The 18,925-nt window shown below is 68.7% G+C and carries 17 protein-coding genes; 9 read left to right on the top strand and 8 right to left on the bottom strand.

Annotation, left to right across the window (positions count from 1 at the left end; genetic code table 11):
• The first annotated feature begins 46 nt into the window (after window positions 1-46).
• The 7 genes from AC5RWQ_RS01845 to AC5RWQ_RS01815 all read left to right on the top strand — a co-directional run bounded on the left by AC5RWQ_RS01845 (window position 47) and on the right by AC5RWQ_RS01815 (window position 6,225).
• Window positions 47-304, top strand: a complete 258-nt coding sequence (locus tag AC5RWQ_RS01845) for an SHOCT domain-containing protein (RefSeq protein ID WP_494280976.1) — start codon at window positions 47-49, stop codon at window positions 302-304.
• A 546-nt stretch (window positions 305-850) separates the two neighbouring features.
• A complete protein-coding gene (locus AC5RWQ_RS01840) occupies window positions 851-1,411 on the top strand; it encodes a hypothetical protein (RefSeq protein ID WP_494280975.1) in 561 nt (186 codons plus the stop codon).
• 466 nt (window positions 1,412-1,877) lie between these two features.
• The gene (locus tag AC5RWQ_RS01835) at window positions 1,878-2,417 is read left to right on the top strand and encodes an MOSC domain-containing protein (RefSeq protein ID WP_494280974.1); all 540 of its coding nucleotides are present in this window, start codon (window positions 1,878-1,880) and stop codon (window positions 2,415-2,417) included.
• 244 nt (window positions 2,418-2,661) lie between these two features.
• Entirely contained in the window at window positions 2,662-2,877 is a 216-nt protein-coding gene (locus AC5RWQ_RS01830; RefSeq protein WP_494280973.1) for a YciI family protein, read from the top strand.
• A gap of 253 nt (window positions 2,878-3,130) precedes the next feature.
• Complete coding sequence (locus AC5RWQ_RS01825) at window positions 3,131-3,532, top strand: DUF805 domain-containing protein (protein ID WP_494280972.1); 402 nt, start codon at window positions 3,131-3,133, stop codon at window positions 3,530-3,532.
• Between the two features lie 717 nt (window positions 3,533-4,249).
• Window positions 4,250-4,882 (top strand): hypothetical protein, encoded by a 633-nt coding sequence (locus tag AC5RWQ_RS01820; RefSeq protein WP_494280971.1) that lies wholly within the window; start codon window positions 4,250-4,252, stop codon window positions 4,880-4,882.
• A gap of 56 nt (window positions 4,883-4,938) precedes the next feature.
• Window positions 4,939-6,225, top strand: coding sequence for a MalY/PatB family protein (locus AC5RWQ_RS01815; RefSeq protein ID WP_494280970.1), 1,287 nt, complete (start codon window positions 4,939-4,941; stop codon window positions 6,223-6,225).
• Between the two features lie 111 nt (window positions 6,226-6,336).
• On the opposite strand, the gene AC5RWQ_RS01810 is transcribed toward AC5RWQ_RS01815, so the two are convergent.
• The 3 genes from AC5RWQ_RS01810 to AC5RWQ_RS01800 all read right to left on the bottom strand — a co-directional run bounded on the left by AC5RWQ_RS01810 (window position 6,337) and on the right by AC5RWQ_RS01800 (window position 9,538).
• Window positions 6,337-6,912, bottom strand: a complete 576-nt coding sequence (locus tag AC5RWQ_RS01810) for an SMI1/KNR4 family protein (RefSeq protein ID WP_494280969.1) — start codon at window positions 6,910-6,912, stop codon at window positions 6,337-6,339.
• 347 nt (window positions 6,913-7,259) lie between these two features.
• Entirely contained in the window at window positions 7,260-7,799 is a 540-nt protein-coding gene (locus tag AC5RWQ_RS01805; RefSeq protein ID WP_494280968.1) for a GNAT family N-acetyltransferase, read from the bottom strand.
• 686 nt (window positions 7,800-8,485) lie between these two features.
• Complete coding sequence (locus AC5RWQ_RS01800) at window positions 8,486-9,538, bottom strand: FAD-dependent oxidoreductase (RefSeq protein WP_494280967.1); 1,053 nt, start codon at window positions 9,536-9,538, stop codon at window positions 8,486-8,488.
• Between the two features lie 400 nt (window positions 9,539-9,938).
• Here AC5RWQ_RS01800 and AC5RWQ_RS01795 point away from each other — a divergent pair, with 400 nt between their 5' ends.
• Window positions 9,939-10,517: a hypothetical protein gene (locus AC5RWQ_RS01795; protein WP_494280966.1), complete on the top strand. Its 579-nt coding sequence runs from the start codon at window positions 9,939-9,941 to the stop codon at window positions 10,515-10,517.
• A 457-nt stretch (window positions 10,518-10,974) separates the two neighbouring features.
• Here AC5RWQ_RS01795 and AC5RWQ_RS01790 read toward each other — a convergent pair whose 3' ends face one another.
• The 3 genes from AC5RWQ_RS01790 to AC5RWQ_RS01780 form a co-directional block, all read right to left on the bottom strand.
• The gene (locus tag AC5RWQ_RS01790; RefSeq protein ID WP_494280965.1) at window positions 10,975-12,423 is read right to left on the bottom strand and encodes a hypothetical protein; all 1,449 of its coding nucleotides are present in this window, start codon (window positions 12,421-12,423) and stop codon (window positions 10,975-10,977) included.
• A 306-nt stretch (window positions 12,424-12,729) separates the two neighbouring features.
• On the bottom strand, window positions 12,730-13,218 hold the full coding sequence (locus AC5RWQ_RS01785) for a YcxB family protein (protein ID WP_494280964.1): 489 nt from the start codon (window positions 13,216-13,218) through the stop codon (window positions 12,730-12,732).
• A gap of 145 nt (window positions 13,219-13,363) precedes the next feature.
• Complete coding sequence (locus AC5RWQ_RS01780) at window positions 13,364-13,858, bottom strand: YfbM family protein (RefSeq protein WP_494281150.1); 495 nt, start codon at window positions 13,856-13,858, stop codon at window positions 13,364-13,366.
• Window positions 13,859-14,446: 588 nt separating this feature from the next.
• On the opposite strand from AC5RWQ_RS01780, the gene AC5RWQ_RS01775 reads away from it, so the two are divergent.
• On the top strand, window positions 14,447-15,754 hold the full coding sequence (locus tag AC5RWQ_RS01775; protein WP_494280963.1) for an MFS transporter: 1,308 nt from the start codon (window positions 14,447-14,449) through the stop codon (window positions 15,752-15,754).
• Between the two features lie 480 nt (window positions 15,755-16,234).
• Here AC5RWQ_RS01775 and AC5RWQ_RS01770 read toward each other — a convergent pair whose 3' ends face one another.
• Both AC5RWQ_RS01770 and AC5RWQ_RS01765 read right to left on the bottom strand, forming a co-directional pair.
• On the bottom strand, window positions 16,235-18,040 hold the full coding sequence (locus AC5RWQ_RS01770) for a choline/carnitine O-acyltransferase (protein WP_494280962.1): 1,806 nt from the start codon (window positions 18,038-18,040) through the stop codon (window positions 16,235-16,237).
• 22 nt (window positions 18,041-18,062) lie between these two features.
• Window positions 18,063-18,914 (bottom strand): hypothetical protein, encoded by an 852-nt coding sequence (locus AC5RWQ_RS01765; protein ID WP_494280961.1) that lies wholly within the window; start codon window positions 18,912-18,914, stop codon window positions 18,063-18,065.
• Window positions 18,915-18,925 lie beyond the last annotated feature (11 nt).

Raw genomic sequence — 18,925 nt, 5'->3', positions numbered from 1 at the left:
CGAGCGAGGATGAATCGGTAAGGCCCACCGCGTCGGAGGTGACACCATGATGAACGGATACGGGCCGGGCTGGGCGTGGATGATTCTGATGCCACTGGTGACCATCGCGATCATTGGCCTGATCATCTGGGCCGTCATCAGACTTGTCCCGGGGTCGTCCTTCGGCCAGGGCGCGCCTGGCCAGCAGAGCCGGGAGACGCCGCAGGAGATTCTCGACCGCCGGTTCGCCCGCGGCGAGATCAACGCCGAGGAGTACCAGCAGGCGCGAGCCCACCTGGCCGGGCGGGAACTGGGCCGGTCATGATCTGGCGCGTCTGGCTTCCCCCGGCTCGGCGCGATCCCGGGGCGATATCGTCGACGGTGACGGTCGACTGAGCAGCTGACGCTGGGCGTCCTCTGCCGCCTCGTACTCACCTGGATCAAAGGGCTTGCTGCCTCATCGCTGCCTCGGGCCTCGGCCTGGTCGCCGTGGTCGTCCCGAACCCATGGATCTGCCGGCGAGGCGGTCGCCTGCGGCTCCGTGCGCAGCTCGCGAATCCCTACCGGCTGCGGCTGTACTTCTGTGCTGCAAGCCGACCATCGCGCGCACGGCGGCGGCCCTCTTCCTGCCATCTTGCTGTCACCGATGCTGCCAGCAACTCCCGGCGCGCCGGAACGACTTCAGATCCGACGCCGAGGCTCCCTCCCGCGAACGTCGCCGTAGGGCGGTGCGGCCGCCCATGCCCGCCGGTTTGGCTGCTCGGCAGAACCCTGACGCCTCGTTTACAAGCCTTGTCGAATCATCCCGCACAGCGCGGCCTCGCACGCATCGACCGCGTGTTCGCTTGTGGTCGGATTCCATGATGGGGATATGGACAGTACGTCGGAACATCTGTTACGCGACGAACGTGTCCGGTGGCAGGGCTGCCCCGCACGACACCGGCTCTTTCACCCGGCGGACGCGGTGCTGATCCCGGTGAGCATCATGACATTCGGCTTCATGGTGTTTTGGGACGTGACCGTGCTGGCGGATCCCACGGCGCCAGTCGTCCTGTCGACCGTGAGCGTCCTGCTCACACCAGGCGGCCTGTACCTGCTCGTCGGACGGTTCGCCGTCCGCGCCGTCGTGTCGCGGCGGACCCGCTACGTGCTCACCAACCGGCGGCTTCTGGTCTTCGGCGGGACGTCCGGCATACGGGTCACCTCGACCTACCTAAATGCCCTGGCACCTCCGGTGATCGTCGAGCGGCCTGACGGGACGGGCAGTCTCACCTTCGGGGCTTTCCCGGTCGCCTCCGACGTGCTGGAGCACAAGGGAAACCCGTGGCGGATCTGGGCGAACGAGCCACGCAGGGATCCTGTGCTCTGGGACGTGCCGGACGTACGTCGGGCACGGGAGGTGATCGTGCATGCGCAGGCGGAGCATCCGTGAGGAGCCTGCTGCCTTCTCGTTGCCTCGCTCCGGCTCGGACGTTTCGCTTGTAAGGCGTTCCCGGCGATGGTCGCGGCGTTCATTGCCGTCCAGGACGTCCACGATGACGCCTTGATCGTCCGGCTGAATCCCCCGACGGTCGGCTCCAGTGATGTCAATGGCGGATGTCAGAGCCTGCGCGCCACCGTATGGCTCCATCTGCTTACCGCTACCTGTCCGGCCGTCCCCTCGACGGGCACGAGAGCTACCCGACCAGCTCACCGCTTGCACTCGTCGGCCTGATCAGGGGCGGTCGTGCAGGAACCAGGCGTCGCTGCGTGTTACGGCGAGCGCGAGCGCCCAGGGGTCCGACTCAAGATTGCCGCAAAGGGTTAGGAGTTGGAGAGCGAGCTCCCACGCCTGTTCGCCCAGGGCAGGTTGCCTGCTCCTCAATCCCAGGTGTCGGTGCGCTGGCAGGATCAGGCGCATGAGCCGTGAGGTCGTAGCGGTCCAGGTGAGTCCGACGCACACTTTCAGCAAGCAGAGGGTGGACGCCATCACGCTGCACGAGGGTCTTGGTGTGGAGGGTGATGCCCATTTCGGGGCCACCGTGCAGCACCGATCGCGAGTGGCCGCCGATCCCTCGCAGCCAAACATGCGCCAGGTCCACCTCATCCACGCAGAGCTGTTTGACGACCTCGCTGAGGCAGGTTTCCATGTGATGCCCGGTGACCTCGGGGAAAACATCACGACGCGAGGCATCGATCTGCTCGGTCTAGCCGTCGGCACACGCCTCACCATCGGGGAGGCCGTCATTACGGTCATGGGCCTGCGCAACCCGTGCCAGCAGATCAACAATTTCCAGCAGGGACTGCTCAAGCAGGTCGTGCATACCGACGATGACGGGCAGGTGGTCCGTCTGGCTGGCGTCATGGGCATCGTCTCCCGCAGCGGCCAGGTCAGCGCCGGAGATCACGTTGAAGTCGAGCTGCCGCCCAAGCCGCATCACCCGCTTACGCGGGTGTGATGCCTCTTTCTCCCGTGCGGCAACTGCTCGACCAAGTGGCGCAGCGCCCTGTGGTTCAACCGCCATGGGGCGACCTGTGCAACATCCGCAACTCGGCTACTTAGAGAACTTTGCGCAGGATCGATGTCCGGCCAGACTCGGTCCAGGTGCTCGGCGAGATGCTCCCACATTGCGGCTGCCCACCGGTGTCACTGGTGTGCCGCCGTGGGCAAGGCCGTGCACGCGGTGGTCCGGGAGGCCCAGGATGCAGGTGTGGATCTTCGGGGGCGGGGTGGAAAGCCAGAGGGCGAGCATCGTGGCGACCGACGGGATGCTCACCGACGGCCCGTACCCGGAGACCATGGCGGTCATCGGCGGGTTCGCGATGGTCGACGTGCCCTCACGCGAGGAGGCGCTGGAGTGGGCTGCCAAGTTCGCTGTCGCCTGCCGCTGCACAGGAGGTCCGGGAAATCAGGTTTGACCCGCTCGTCTGATCGCAGGAGGCCCGCCCCGGCCAGAGCAGGACCCGCCTGAGGCGGCTCCCAACATCACAACCCGCTCATCGGCGAATCCGGTCGTCTCGCACGCGCTGTCGGCGACAGACGCGGATGTTCGTCCTGATGGCGTGGCGGCTTCTGCTTCGCGGCTGCTCGGCCGTTGACCGCGGTGGGGCGATCTGCTTGGCTGCGTCCGCGATGACCTTGCAACTCCCCCTCGAAACACCGGAGACAGCTATGTCCTTCACTGCCGCCATCAGGTCGGTTCTTACCCAGTACGTCGGCTTCACGGGTCGGGCCCGCCGGTCTGAGTACTGGTGGTTCACCCTGTTCAACGTCCTTGTTGGTCTTGCCGCTGCCATCCTGGACAGCGTGCTGGGATCAACTCTCGGCTCGGACGGGTCCACCGGTGTCATCGGCATCATCGTCAACCTGGCGCTGCTGCTGCCGACGCTGGCGGTCGCGGTACGACGCATGCACGACACCGACCGGACGGGCTGGTGGCTGCTGATCGGGCTGGTGCCGATCGTGGGCGCCATCGTCCTGCTGGTGTTCTTCGTGTCGGACAGCACGCCCGGCACGAACCGTTTCGGCGCAAGCCCCAAGGAGCGGCCGCTGCCCGCGCCCAGCATCGCGTGACCATCCCAAGATCCTGACCCCTGGCGTCGATTGCCAGCGTCAAGTGCAGCAGGCTGGCCGGTTTGCCTCAGCCCACCGGCCAGCCCAACACTTGCCCCGAGCGGACCACGCAGGCACCGCCGCCCCTGCGCGCTGGCCCCGAACCACGGCCTGCACGAAGGCAACCAAGTCGTCGTGGTTGGAAACGCCCGCACTCTCTCTCAGTCGCTCTTCCGGTCTCGTACGGCACTCCCCCACCGGTCATCGGCGACGCAACGCGCGCTCGTCAGCAGATGGGAGCTCACCCGACGGATCATGTAACGCACCGAAGCTGATGCCTCTGAAGCCACTGAAGAGGTCAACGAGCAGGGCAACAGATTGGGCGGTGAGCTGGGCAGGCAAGCCGTGATCGTCCAGAGACGTCCACGGCTGCTCGCATCCGTCGTCACCGGGTCAGCTCGCGAACGCGTACGCGTGCCGCAGCGAGAGCCGTCCGGCCTTCCGCATCGATCCGCGACGCAACTGACATCGGCGAGTACGAGAAGCTTGAGGGCTGCGTCACCTGCCTGAGCGTGCTGATCCCTGAGGTCTGACCCACGCCGCGAGCCGCCGTCCCCTCAGTCGCCGCTGGTGGACGGCTCTGAGGAGGTACGAGCGGTGCGTCCGGCGCATCCAAGGAGGTCGCTTCCTCGAGTTCTGGAGCCACAGGCCCCCGCTGGTTACACAACTGTCCAGCTCATGGACGTCATGAAGGCCTTCATGGCGATCCTAGCCCTGCCTCAGTCGGCCGCCGAACACGTCAACGCACTCGTCATACCGATCGGCCAGGGCGAGGAGTGGCGTCTCACGCATGCCATCCGGCGCTGGGAGGCCAACCCCGACATCAGCTATCTGTTGGTGGCAAACGGGAACCCGGCCGAAGAGACGTACCACCAGATCACGCTCCCCTATCTACGCACGCTTGGCCTCCGCCGCCTGGACGGGGTCCACCTACAGGCCGAGCCGGCACCCAACACCGGCCTACAAGGCGCATGGGTGGCCAGCCACGTCAAGGCCCTCGGGATCACCAGTCTCGGGCTCACCGTCACCCCCTACCACCTGCCCCGCGTCTACCTCACGGTCCTCAAAGCGCTCAGCCGCAGTGGCATCCGGGTCCCGCTCATCCCGGACCCTGTGCCGGTCGCTCCCGACACAGCCGCCCCCGAGACACGAGCGACTGCCTACGACCTGCTCCCCGGGGAAGCGGCACGCATCATCACGTACATGAACGAGGGCTGGATCGCGACTCTCGAGGAACTGCAGCGGTACCTCCAATGGCTGTGGAGCGGCCAACAAGCCCTCCTGACGGCACGCCATAGAGATATCCGATGATCGGACGCTGCACCGGAGCTGACGGTGAGATCGACGTACGGCCTAAGGTGGGCGGCATGGCAAGCCCTGCCCCCTCCCCCGACGACTTCGTGGCGCAGAATCCGCTCACCCTGCTCACACTGGACGAACTCCGGCGGCGCACCAGCGTGAAGTGGCGCATGCATCCGCCCGACGTGCTCCCCCTCTGGGTCGCGGAGATGGACGTACCCCTCGCTCCCCCCGTGGCCGAGGTGCTTCGCCACGCGATCGGCCTCGGTGACACCGGATACGCGTACGGGACGGCGTACGCCGAGGCACTCGGCGACTTCGCCGCCCGGCGGTGGGGCTGGGGCGACTTCAGCGTCGACCACACCACGGTCGTATCAGACGTGATGATGGGCGTCGTCGAGGTGCTCCGGCTCGTGACCGACCCCGGAGACGCGGTGGTGGTCTGCTCCCCCGTGTACCCGCCCTTCTACGCCTTCGTCAGCCACGCCGGCCGGCGAGTGCTCGAGGCGCCACTCGGACCGGACCTGCGGATGGATCCCGCCGCTCTCGACGAGGCGTTCCGCCGGGCCCGGGCCTGCGGCCGCCGGCCGGCGTTCCTGCTGTGCAACCCGCACAACCCGACCGGCGTCGTCCACCGCCGCGACGAGCTGGAGGCCGTCGCCGAACTGGCCGACCGGCACGGCGTGCGAGTGGTCTCCGACGAGATTCACGCCCCCCTCGTGCTTCCCGGGACGCATTTCACCCCGTACCTCACGGTGGCCGGCGCCGAGAACGCGTTCGCCCTGACCTCCGCCTCGAAGGCATGGAACCTCGCCGGCCTCAAGGCGGCGCTCGCGGTCGCCGGGCCGCAGGCCGCCGGCGACCTTGACCGCATGCCGGAAGAAGTCGGCCATGGGCCCAGCCACCTGGGCGTCATTGCGCACACCGCCGCGTTCCGCGCCGGCGGACCGTGGCTCGATCTCCTCCTCGACGGCCTCGACGCCAACCGCACGCTCCTGGAGACGCTGCTGGCGAAGCACCTCCCGTCCGTCACTTACCACCGCCCCGAGGGCACCTACCTCGCCTGGCTGGACTGCACGGGGCTGGGCATCGCCACCGAGCAGCCGGACAGCGACCCCGGCGTGGCCAGCGACCTGGCCGGGCCTGCGAAGATGTTCCTGGACCGTGCGCGGGTTGCCCTGAGCTCCGGGCACGTCTTCGGCACCGGCGGCGCAGGATTCGTACGACTCAACTTCGCCACCTCGCCCGCGATCCTCACCGATGCCGTCACCCGCATGGGCGGGGCAGTCGACGCCCACCGCCTGGCCCACAGCGGTACAAGCAGCGCCACGTGGAATGCGGCATCAACCGGTTGAAGCGCAACCGGGCCGTCGCCACCCGGTGCGACAAGCTCGCCGTGCGCTACGAAGCCACGGTTTACATCGCCGCGATCAACGAATGGCTGTGACCAGCTCTGAAATACGCCCTCAAGTCCACTGAAGCGAGCCACCTTCGACAATCTCAGTTCGCGTCGGGTCGTCGAGCCGGTCGGCGGCGCCGGCGAGCATGGCCGCGGTTCCGGCCCAGGCCGTCTCGGCGTAGCCCTCCTCCGCCCACCAGGACATGACGCAGCCGTGGCGAGGACCATCGCGGAGATCCACCACGAGCACATCACCGGCTAGATCCCAACAGATCGGGACAGTGGCGGTACAGAACCCGAACGAGGACTCGCCGGCCACTGTGGCATGTGCACCGCCCGCGCCGCAGCAGTCCTGGTCGGCGAACCGTGAGAGGCTGGCGAACCGTTCGCGTACTCCGGCCACCGGCAGCGGGTAGTAGTGCGAAGGAATCGGGCACCCGGCCCGGTAGTCGGCGTCGGCGATGCCGTCCATCAGCCGCCACCAGGCGAGCAGGTCAGCCGGCAGCGGGCGACCCACAGCCTCTTCGGTGCGGCGAACCTCCACAGCGCTCGCAGGTGGGCGGATCGCCCCCGCAGTCACCGACGCGTGCCGCGCCAACCAGGTAATGATCCGCCGCCACGAGTCCTCGACCGGAATATCCACTCCGTGCACGATACCTACGGCGGCAAAGCTCGCTGGCGCTACGACGCCACTACCAACTCGCCGGGCCACCGAGTGACTGTGACGACTTTGATAAGGCCCTAGCACCGTTCGCAGCCCAGCGCCGCGAACGCGCCCGCATCCGCAGCGAGAAAGGCATCCGCTGGGGCGGACGCCCACTCACAACGGCAGTCTGACCACACCGCGCCCCAGACCGTCTGGCTTCGTCCACGAGAACGGACAGCGCTTCGACAGCGTTTCGGGAGGCGTTCGGCCGTGTCCGCCTGGTGAGATGTTCATGAGTTTCAACAGCGCTGGGCTCCGTCCTAGCGGTGCTGTCGAGCACGAGCTCAAGCAGACGGCGTGACCGGGGACCGCAGGCCGAGCCACTGCTCGGCGTCCCAGGCCTGGAACCGCTCTACCTCGGTGAACCCCAGCTTTGCCGCGAGGCGCATCGAGCCGACGTTGGCGGTTTGGGTGCTGAGCACCACCGGCTCGCCGGGAAGGACGCCGTCGAACCAGTCGAGTGCCGCCCCGCACGCCTCGGCGGCGTACCCGAATCCCCACGCCCGCGGCAGGAACAGGTAACCGAGATCGGCCTTCCCCGCGGCAGCCGGGCGACGGTGCCCCGTTGCTCTCCTGAGCAGGATCTGGCCGATCATCGCCCCGTCGAGATCAACGACGAAACTCCCGGGCCACCGCTCGGGCACCCCGGGCATCTCGCGCTCAAGCTCGTCACGCGGCCGGGGGCCGCCGAGGTAGGTGTGCACCTCTGGCGACGCCAGCAGCTCGATGAACGCCGAACGGTCCCGGGCCTCGGACTCACGGAGCACGAGCCTCTCGGTCCGGATCTGCTCAGGCGGCCAGGCGACGGGTCCGAGCTCAGTCATGTCGGCCAGCTAATCAACAGACTCGGCAGCGATCAAGACTCGCGCACCGATCAACCCACCGGCCCGGGCCCCACCCTCACCTACGGGGCCGGGCCCTACAAGCCACGCCTGCTAGGAACGGGATGCCTCCGGTTCTCGTAGACATCGACTTCGGCAGCGGCGGGCCGCCTTCCGAAGTGCCGTACATCTGCTGTCGGGATTCGTGAATAGAACCAACCGTCAGACCACCAGAGCCGCGTGCAAGTCGGCCGTCAGCCGAGAGCACCAGTCCGCGGTGACCCGCCAGGTGTCTTCACCGGTCCGAGCCATGTCCAGCCACGCAACATCGTTGCCGAGGCGCATTTGCGGACCTTCCATCCTCACCTTCCGACACTCCACCCTGGGCTCAAGATCCTATGGTGCGGGTCTCCGCCGCTGGAACCCGCCGAGCGTCACCCAGCACGCCGCCAACTCGGCAAACCTATGTGGTCACAGCACTAGGTCGGCCACGTCCTCCACCGACGGTGAACGGATACACCGACCGGCAAGTGTGGAACAAGCAGCGCAAGACGGAGGTACGGCACCGACCCCCAGCATGGCGAGTCGGTAGATGGGTCCAAGTCGAGCAGGTCACCGCCGAGGCGACCCCTGCGGCGCGTCGGCGGACGCCGACCCTCACCACAGACGGATCCACCGTCACCGCCCGGTCAGGCGCGGGCGGGCGCCGCCAGAAGCGCGCGCAGCTCGCGGACCGCTGCCCGCCCCGCCCGGTTCGCGCCGACCGTGCTCGCAGACGGGCCGTAGCCGACCAGGTGGACCCGGGGATCGGCCACCACCCGGGTGCCGTCCACGACGATGCCACCGCGGGGCCCGCGCAGCCGCAGCGGGGCCAGGTGGTCGAGCGCCGGCCGGAAGCCGGTGCACCAGAGGATGACGTCGACGTGCTGTGCCGTGCCGTCGCGCCACCGGACGCCGTCGGGGACGATCCGGTCGAACATCGGCCGGCGTCGGAGGAGGCCGCGTTCCCGAGCTTCGAGCAACTGCGGTGTCCACGCCAGCTCGGTCGCGCTGGCGATGCTTCCCGGGGGCAGGCCAGCGCGTACGCGTGCCTCCACCTTGGCGACCACCTCGCGTCCGTAGGCCGGCGTGAACGGCCCGTCCCGAAACACCGGCGGGCGGCGGGTGACCCAGGTGGTCGTCGCCGCGACGTCGGCGATCTCGACCAGGAGCTGCACGGCCGATGTTCCGCCCCCGACGACAACCACCCGCTTCCCGGCGAATTCCGCCGGTCCTCGGTAGTGGGCGGTGTGCAGCTGCCGCCCGTGGAACGTTTCCTGTCCGGGGTAGTACGGCACGAAGGGCCTCGTCCACGTTCCCGTCGCGTTGATCAATGCCCGGGTGGTCCAGGTGCCCCTGTCGGTTTCGACGAGGAGTCCTCCGTCGCCGGCGTTCCGGACGGCCCTGACGCCGACCGGCCGCTGCACGTCGATGCCAAATTCACTCTCGTAGGCCGCGAAATAGGCCGGCACCGCCTCGACGGCCGGTTCGTCCGGCGGTGGAGGCGTGAAGTGCATTCCGGGCAGGTCGAAGATGCCGTGCACGGTCGCCATGCGCAGCGTCGGCCACCGGTGCTGCCAGGCCCCGCCGGGCGCCGCGTCGGCGTCCAGGACAGCGAAGTCAAGACCGGAGGAGCGCAGGTGGTACGCACTGGCCAGCCCCGCCTGCCCGGCCCCGACAACCACCACATCCGTATCCGGCACGTGTCGGACAACATCTCGGGCTCGCCCGGGCCTTCCCACGGGCGATCGATCTCACACCGCCCGAAGGTAACCCGCCGAACCCGGCCCCTATTGCTGCTGTCACCGCTGGTTGTCGGGCTGCCGGCGGCACAAGAGCGCACTGTTATGCGGTGCAGTGCATTAAGAGGCGGAATCTATGGAGTAATCGCCAGGTTCCTCGACTCTTACCGTTGCCCTTTACAAGGCAGAGGGTAGGCTGCATGTCTCTACGGGTCGGCCCACCTTTCGTACCCGGTCGATAGTCTTGATGTAGGCATTCGAATGGCACCGAGGCGAACGCGTAGACCTTCACTACCTCGGAGTAGTTCAGTGATCAGGGGCGGGCGTGTGAGGCCGCCGCGCCTGCGGTTGGATGGGCTGGATGAATGAGAATGCTGTCCTGCGACTTCGTCAGGCCGTCCGACGTATTCAGGACGCTGCCCGCGAACGTGCCGCCATGGGGCGCAGCGTCGAGGAGGCCGACGACGTCGCCGGTACGTTCGCGACGGACGGCGTGCTCGGCTTTGATCCGTTTCCCTTCCTTCGGGCGCTGCACGAGTCGGGTTCGCACGCGGTGGTCATCGGACAGGTTGCCGGAATCATGCACGGCTCGGTCGAGCTGACCGGCGACCTCGACCTGTTGTGGGACGGTACGCCCGAGCAGGCGCACGCGATACGCGACGCCTTGATTGCCGCAGGCTGCACGGAACTGCCCGACCTGGACCGGCCCCAGGTGGCCTATCAGGTGACCGGTGCCAGCGGCGATCTGTGTACACCTGCCCTGCCCTGGGGCGACATGGACGTCGCCTCCTGCCTCGGGCGGGCGGTGAGCGCCCACGACCCGGCGGGCTTCACCATCCGCTGTGCCGACCTGGCCGACCTGATCCTGATGCGGCGATCCCTCAGCCGTCCCAAGGACCATCGCCGGGCGGACGAACTCGAGGCCTTGTACTACAGCTGAGAACAATCAGCGGCCAGATAAGGACGCAAGAAAAGCGCAGCGGAGCCATTCTGGCAGCGCAGACCACACCTCTTCTCGGCACGGCAGGGCGGGGCGGCACCGAACGTCCACGATCGGCGGCAGACCGGGGCGGTCCATCAGGGAACAGGGGCTACCCAAATGCCTCGTGTGGGCCTGCGATCAAATCAGGAATCAGGACTCGGGTCGAGCAGCATGACGACGAGTGTCAGCAGCAAGGCGAGCATCGTGTACAACGTTGCGCCCCTGCGATTCTCATGGCCTGCGCTCCACCACGTAGGCGCCTTGCCACTTTGGGGTGGCGTCGGCCGGGACGCCAAGAGCGCGGAGGTAGTCGATCACCATGCCGGTGGCCAACCGGCTGGCCCCGACTCGGCTCGGCAGGCGGTAGCGACGTGTCCGTGTACTGCCTTCGAGTCCACGTGCGGAGTTGGAGATCTCAGCGCAGGGCGATGTGGGCGTCGGTGAGGAAGCGGTCGCGGTCGTCGCCGTGGGCGATTGCCGCGTTGTAGACAGCGTCGATCGCGGAGGCCAGTGGATCGTCGTTCGCCAGGGCGATCAGGGCGGGGAACGCGACGGCCTGCTGGAGCACCTCGGTGACGCGACGGGTGCCGAACGTTTTCGGGGCCAGGCGGAGCGTGATGGTGGTGTGCGGCACCTCGGGATCGGACAACAGCCGGTTGAACGCGGCGGTGCCGCTCTGCTCGGTGAAGGGTCGGGGCAGTGGGCGGTCGGCCTCGGCGTCGGCGAGCGCGTCGGCGATCCACCCGATCCGTTCCAGCCCGGCCACCCGCATCGCGCGGCGGGCCGCCCAGCGGGCTGCCTCGCGCTGGCGGGCGGCGGGCAGCGCGTCGATGTGGTCGAGCAACGGGCGGTCGATCCGGGCCAGAGACCGCGCCTGGCTGACGAGCCCGCGGACACGGTCCGACGGCGGCGCACCTCCCCACTGCTCGGCGTCGCGCTCGGCCTTCAGGCGGCGGGTCTTCTCCACCAGCGCGGTCGCCTCGGCGGCCTGCACCCGCAACGTCTCCATCCACGGATACGACCCGGCGGCGTCGAGCAGATGGTCCCAGATCAGGCCGAGGGCGAAGGCTTGCCCGCCCGGCACTCCCTCGTGCCGCAGCGTGAAGCCGTCGGGGCCGGACGTCAGGCGTACGGTACTCGGCTCGTCGTCGGGCAGCGTGGCCAGCGGCTGGGGGAAAATCGGCTCGTCGGCGGTAGCCCACGACCACATGAGGGTCTCGCCGTCGACCCGCTCCAGCCGGACCTCCAGGTCGCCGGCGGGCAGCACTCCCACCGAGACCTCGACCGGCGCGGGCCGGTGACGGACCACAGCCACCCGGGGCAGGTCGGCGTCGTCCTCGTACGGGTCAGGTGGCAGCGGCCGAAGGATGGCCGCACGGCCGGACGGGCGCGGTACCAGGGACAGCATCGCCCGCTCGGCGGCCTTCGCTGGCTTCTGCTCCCAGTCGCGGCCTGCCGGGTCGGCCAGCACGGTGCGCCATGGCGTCTCCTCGGACACCGCCCAGATGTGCAGCTCGTGCCGCTCGGGCGGGTCGTCGTCGGTGCGTACGGTCTCGTGCAGGCGGTCGCGCGCGTGCAACCGCACCCGGATCAGCCCGCGCGGGACGGCGACGTCGGTGAGGGCCTCCGCGGCGCCGCCCATAAGGCCGACGACCGACAGCCTGCCGCTGGGACTCCAGAGCGTCGCCTCGCTGATCGCGTCCCAGCCGACGTCGGCCTCCGCGGGAGGCCCGGGCAACACACGGACGCGTGCCTCGATCCAGCCGGTGTGTATGCCACAGAAGCCGGTGAACTGATTCGGCCCGCCGACGTGCAGCAGGCCGTCACCGAGGATGTAGATGCCCACGCCGGACGCACCCGGCACGGTGAACACCTCGTATTGGCAGTGGCTGACGCACAGCCGCGCCCAGTCGGTTACGGACGCCGGAGTTCGATGATCTGCGCCACGCACACCGTCCACTCCCAGATCCTACGGCCGTCGTCATCGGGCCTGTGACCCCGCGATCGATGGGAACTCCTCGCCGGCGCTGTCCGACCGGGTCGGGCGGCCGACCCCGGCGCGCACAAGCGTCAGCGACAGCATGGTTGGTGACCCAGCTGTAAAGGACTGGCCCGACGCGGGAAGCGGCCCGGTGCCGCACTTTGTCGGCGGCAAATGAGTTCACCGAATCTAAAGCAGCCCACGTTTGGCCATATAGTCGCGCAACGCCTCGGCGTCCTCGTTGGACATCAAGCGGCGTGGAATCACGGTCGCCGGCATCCGGCCGACGTACACGATCCAGAACTCAGGGGTGTCCCTTACCTCGGTGACCCCGTCCCAGGCGATGCCGCCGGACTCCAAGCCGCTGCGCATCATGATGTTGTCTTCGGTGATGTCGTAGGCGCCCTCGACAGCGTAGCGACTGGAGCGGTGCCGGGCGCGCAACCGCACCCACGGCGGGTACAGCATCGACAGCAGGCCAGCCAAGACCATCGACAACCACAGCGGCGAGGTCCGCTCGCCCCATGCGAACCCCCACGAGAGGGCGAAACCGATCGCCCCGACCGCCGCCAGCACCGCGCCGATATCGCGGTACCTGCGTAGCCGAACACTGCTGAGCGCAGCGGCCACGCGGCCCGGGTAGGCGGGATCGGCGGGGACGTCGAAACGGATGTGCACGTCAGAACGATAGTGCCCCCACCGCCCCCGGGCAGCGCCTGACTCGCGCTCCGCTGGCCGGATCGCCGGGGGCCGCCCGTTGTCAACGGCAGACCCTGGCACCTCATGAGGATCGCCGGCAACCGAAGACAGCCTGGCGGCTGCGTCAGGTGATAGCCAACAGCACGGCCTGGCCGTTCACGGCTGCAGCGTGGTAAAACCGGCGCAGTTCGGTGAAGTGCGACATGAGGTAGTCGAACTCGTCAGTGCCGTTGGTCCAGATGGCCGGGTAGATATCGGCGGCTGCCATGGCGCCCGGGTCGAAGCGGGCGCGCAGCGTCTCCACATCCAGCGCGTCGAGCGCGGTGGCAATGGCGCGGACGGTGTCCGGGGCGAGCAGCCGAGCCCGGCCGTAGCCACCATCCTGACCGATCTCGTCGCCGCCGAGGATCGCCGCGCTGGCACCCTCGCCGATCTGCCAAGCGGTGCCCGTGAGCAGGTAATGGATGCCGTGCCACGACTTGTCCAGATCCAGCTCCGGCTCGGGCATCTCGGCCTCGTCGTCGTCGAGGTCGCCGTAAAGCAGCGTGTCGACCGCCGTCGGGTCGGCGAGCACCGCAGCCAACTCCTCGGCCGACAACCGGCGCCCGATTAACACCATGCCCACCGACCGGCCCCTTTTCCTTTGTAGTCGGCGTGCTGTCACGCCGGCCGACGGTTCTCCCAGGCGGCACCGTACAGTGATCGCTGCCTTCGACGTCGGCGCACTGGCCTGGAGTGATCTTCTCTACCTGTCTCAGCGCAGCAGGGGCGGTTGAGGTGTTACCCGGCCTGGTCTACCGCTACTGGCGTGACAACCTCGCCGCTGGAGAACGCCTGGCTCCGCACGTGCGGCCGCCAGAGCGACCGCAGGTCCGCACCTCGCCACAGCCGCAGGTGCCAGTGATGGCGACGCCCAACGCAGCGGAGAGCGCGCACGATCGGCGGCAGATGTGCGCACCCGATCATGCCAAGGCAACGGCGTCGCCCGCTGGCCGCGAACGCGACGAGCCATACCCACGCGATCGCCATGACAGCGTCTTGTGCCCTACTGCGATACCGGTGGGAATGTCGTTGCCCGCCGTGTCGACCTGTCCGGGCACGCGTGAAGGGTGCCGGGAGAGATCTGGACATCTCGGCGGATGCGGCCCTGCCACGCTCAGGCCCTCGCTGGGCCCCACGCCTTGATCCCGCGCCTTAGCGTGGCAGGGTGGCAGCACCCCGCATGGCACCGCCGTCGGAGATGAGCGGCCGGCTGACGTTCCTGTTCGCGTTGGCGGCGGGAGCGGCCATCGCCAACCTGTATTGGGCGCAGCCACTGCTCAGCTTCATCGCAGGCGATCTACGCGCCGCGACCGCGACGGCCGGCTGGCTCGTCACCGCGACGCAGGTCGGGTACGCCGTCGGCGTGCTGCTGCTCGTGCCGCTCGGCGACGTCCTGGACCGCCGCCGGTTCGTCCTGGTGATGCTGCTGACCTCGGCCGCCGCACTGCTGCTGTGCGCGCTGGCGCCGTCGATCGGCGTACTCCTCCTCGCACTGGGCGTGCTCGGCGTGACGACGATTGCCGGGCAGGTCCTCACACCGCTCGCCGGGGACCTGGCCGGCGACGCCCAACGCGGTCGGATCGTCGGCGTTGTCGGGTCCGGGACCCTCACCGGTATCCTGGCCTCACGCACGATCAGCGGGTTCGTCGCCGGCGCCGCCGGGTGGCGTACGGTTTTCGTCCTCGCCGCGGTCGTCGCCGTCCTGCTCGCGGTTCTGCTCTACCGCGCGATTCCACCGCTGGCACCGCGGACGCGCATGCCGTACCCGCAGCTCATCGCCTCGGTCGGCGCGGTGGTCATGCGCGAGCCGGCAGCCCGATGGACGCTGGTCCTGGCCGCCACAGGGTTCGCCACGTTCTCGCTGTTCTGGACGGCGCTGACGTTCCTGCTCAGCGGCCCACCGTTCCGGTACCCGGTAGCGGTGATCGGGTTGTTCGGGTTAGCCGGCCTCGCTGGTGTCCTTTCCGGCCTGCACGGCGGTCGTCTGCACGACCGCGGTTGGTCGCTCCCGGCCACCGGCGCTGCCTGGGTACTGGCCCTCAGCGCCTTCGTCGTCGCCGCATTCGCCGGCCGGTCCGTCGCACTTGTCATCGTCGCGATCATCATGATCGACGTTGCCCTCCAGACGCAGGCCCTCCTCAACCGGGCGCGGCTGTTCGCCCTCTCCCACGAGGCCCGCAGCCGGCTCAACACGGCGCTGGCCACCGGCAACTTCATCGGCGCTGCTATCGGCTCCGCCGCCGCGACCACGCTCTGGTCCGCGGGCGGCTGGACAGCGGTCACGGTCACGGGAACGGCGCTCTGCTGCTTCGCGCTCACCGTGTGGGCGCTGGGACGTCGTGGTCCACTCGTGATCCGCTTCGCCGTGACGGACGGCGCTGTAACGGACCGCGGTGAAACCTCCCTCAACCGCGCGACATTCGCCCGTAGTGCTCGTAGTGCTCGTAGTGCTCCGGAGTCGAACCCGCCATGACGCCCTCGCGCCCAGTCCACGCGTCCGCTTCTCGGCTACTTGTTTCATTTGACCTGCGACCGTGGCCCGGCCAGGCTTCGGTCGAGGCGCCCGGGCTGTCGCTCTCAATTCGGCTGCGCACGCTGGTCGTGTGGCTCTCATTTGGCCTGCGCAGTCCCGGGTGCCGCCCCCAGGGCGGGGACAGGCTCAAGGGGTTTGTTCGGCTCGAAGTAGCGTTGCCCTCCCGGCTCGACAACCAGGTGGATCGAGCATCGGAGGACGCGTTGAGTGTCACGTCGGATCGTGTGGTCATCGGCATGGACCCGCACAAGCGCTCTGCAACGATCGAGGTCATGGCCGGCAACGAGACCGTCGTCGGCGGCGGCCGGTTCGACACCGGCCGCAACGGCTACACAGCGATGCGCTGCGGGACCGGGTCCGCCGCCACGCCGACCACCATGTCGCGGAAACGAGCGGCCGGCGGCGGACCCGTGACCCGGGCTACCGCTCGTCGAGCAGGTCGCGCAGCTCACGCAACGCTTCGCGGAGCCGGTCGGCAAACGTGTACATCATGCCGGCGACCGGGCGCGGGGTGCTGAGGTACAGGTTGAACCGGTCCGGCAGCAGCACGTACGCGATCCCGATGCAGCGACTGCTGGTGGCCCCGAACCCGAAGTAGCGGATGCTGGTCGACGGCGCCGAGCTGGTGCTCAGGTAGTCGTCGCGTATCTTGAGCCAACCCGGCGTCTCGTACAGCCGGGACGACTCGGGCACGCCGAGCGCCGCCCCACGCCGCTTTTGGATCAGCTGCAGCTCCCACAGGTGCTGCTCCGGTGCCGCACCGGCCTGGCACTGCTTCGCCCGTTCGACATGCTTGTCGGCTGCGGCCCGGAACGCCGCCCGCCGCTCGTCGGGTGACGCGTCGGGGTCGTCCATCGTGGACACGAACCGCAGCACCTCGGGCGTGACGACGCGCATCGCCTCGGTCCGCCCCCGCAGGTACTGGCGGGTGGCGATGGACTCGTACGTGGCGCCGATGAAGCCCTTGGCCCGCTTGTGCGCGAGCTGGTATGCCACCTGCACGAACGCGTCCGGCGACATCCGCAGCCGCTTGACCTCGTCCACCCCGAACTCGTCGAAGGACAGGGTCACGGTGGCGGTGTCCGCGCCGTATTGGGCAAACGACCGTGCCGCCGCGGCGATGTCGGCCCGCAGCGCGTCGTCGAGCACGAACGTGACCGGCTCGATCGCCGGCACCCCCTGCGCCGCCGCACCCGACTGCGCGGCGTGCTCCTCGGGCGACGCGGCGAGCATCGCGTCGACGAAGCTGAGGATGGTGGTGCCGTCCAGCCCGCAGTGCTCGACGTTGATGCCGGCCGTGCCGTCGGCGAACACGATGACCGACACCGCCTTGTCGAACCACCGGTTGCCGCTGTCGCCGTGCAGCAACTGGTCGCAGGCCGCCAGGTCGCCGGCCGGCGTCAGGTCCTCTAGGCACACGCAGAACAGCGCCGTCTCGATGGTGTCCAGCGCCGCGGCGTTACCGGGATCCAGTGCCGCCAGCCGGTCCCTGGCCGCCGCCCACTCGGCCCGGGCCATCGTGGTGAGATGACCGGCCGCGGTGGCCGTCGCGGCCCGCGCGGCACCGGCCTTCTGCACCTCACGCAGGCCGGCCGCCAGGTCGTCGAGGGAGTACGGGCGCCCGTCCGGACCGACCACGTCCATCCGGAACGCGTTGCCGCGCTGGAACACCACGATGTGCCGCGCCGTCGACGGGCCCGGCATCTCGTCGCTGTACGGCGCTCGGACGGTGTCCTGCACCGGCCCCGGGATGCGGGTGGTCGAGAACAGGAACTTGTTCTGCTCCATCGACAACGGCTGCCCGCGCGTCACGATCGGCGGGATGCGCTCGTCGTCGAGCTCGGTCTTGTAGTTCACGGCGGCGCCGATGAGCCTTGCCGCGCGCTCCACCTGCGGCTCGGCGAACCCGCGCAACGGCGTGTCGCGGAACAGGAAGATGAAGTTGGCGTTCAACGCGATCCGGTCCCGGCGACCGAGATAGCGCGCCGGCCAGAACGTGTCCAACCAGCTGTGCGTGGCCGGATCCGCGTTGTACCGCACCAGATCGGCGTGCAGCTTCGGCCCCGGACCGTCGGCCCGCCCGAACTCCTGCACCGCGGCCTCGGTGTCGGCGAACTCTTCCTCCGTCAGCAACGGCGCAGACCACTCGAGGAACCGGGCGCAGGTGTCCTCCAGCGCGGGCAACGGCACCCGCGGCAGCGTGTCCTCGTTTTCGAACGTGCTCACTCGGTCTCCTGGAATTCGCTGCTCATCGGGCGGCCTTTAGGGTCAGTGACTGGTCAACGTCAAAGGTCAAGGGGTCGGGAGTGCCGATGGGCCGGGAAACGTAGAGCTGAGCGTATAACCAGCCGTTGGTCTCCAGACCCTCCGGATCAACGCCGGCGGCGGACATCGTCTCCAGCACCTGCCGCTGTTCCCGGTCGGACGCGAAACGGCGCTGCCGAAACGTCCGGTCCACCCGCACCGTGTCGTAACCGAGGGCCGCGAGGCTGTCGGCGATCGGTTCGAACGGGAACATCCGCAGCGCGAAATGCGCCATCCACGGCAGCCGGTCCCGGCGGGAGTCGACCACGCGCACGAGCGTCCGGCCGCTGACGTAGCCGAGGCATCCGGTGGAGATCACGATATCGGCACCGGCGAACAGGGCGCGCTGCCGAGCCGTGGGTTCGCGCGCCTCTAGGTCGGCCTGCACGGCGTCGTCGAGGAACCCGGCCGCCGATGCGTACCCCAGCGCCGGCCGGGACACGTCCAGCCCCACGAACCGGGCCGGGGACCGGTGCGCCCGGACCAGCTCACGATCGCGCTCCAGCAGCGCTTGCCGGGTGCACTCGGCGCCGGCGTAGCGGTCGTACAGGTCGTCCATGGTGGCGTCGCAGCGCAGCAGCGCCGCGTTGACGCCGTAGGAGCAGCCGACGTCGACGACGGTCGGGACGGCCACCTGCCGCGATTGGCGGTACTGCCCGATGATTTGCTGGAAATAGGGCTTGGCGAGTTGGGGAATGTAATAGTCGAGCTCACGCAGGGTGGTGAAATAGGCGCGGGGATCGGGTTGCGTGTAGATGCCGTCGAGGGAAACTTTTCCGGTCCGGTCGAAACGCACGGGGGCGGCTC

This window comes from Micromonospora sp. BS32 (genome assembly GCF_059089345.1).
Note: the sequence above shows the minus strand (reverse complement) of the source record. Positions and strands in the feature narration are given on the sequence as shown.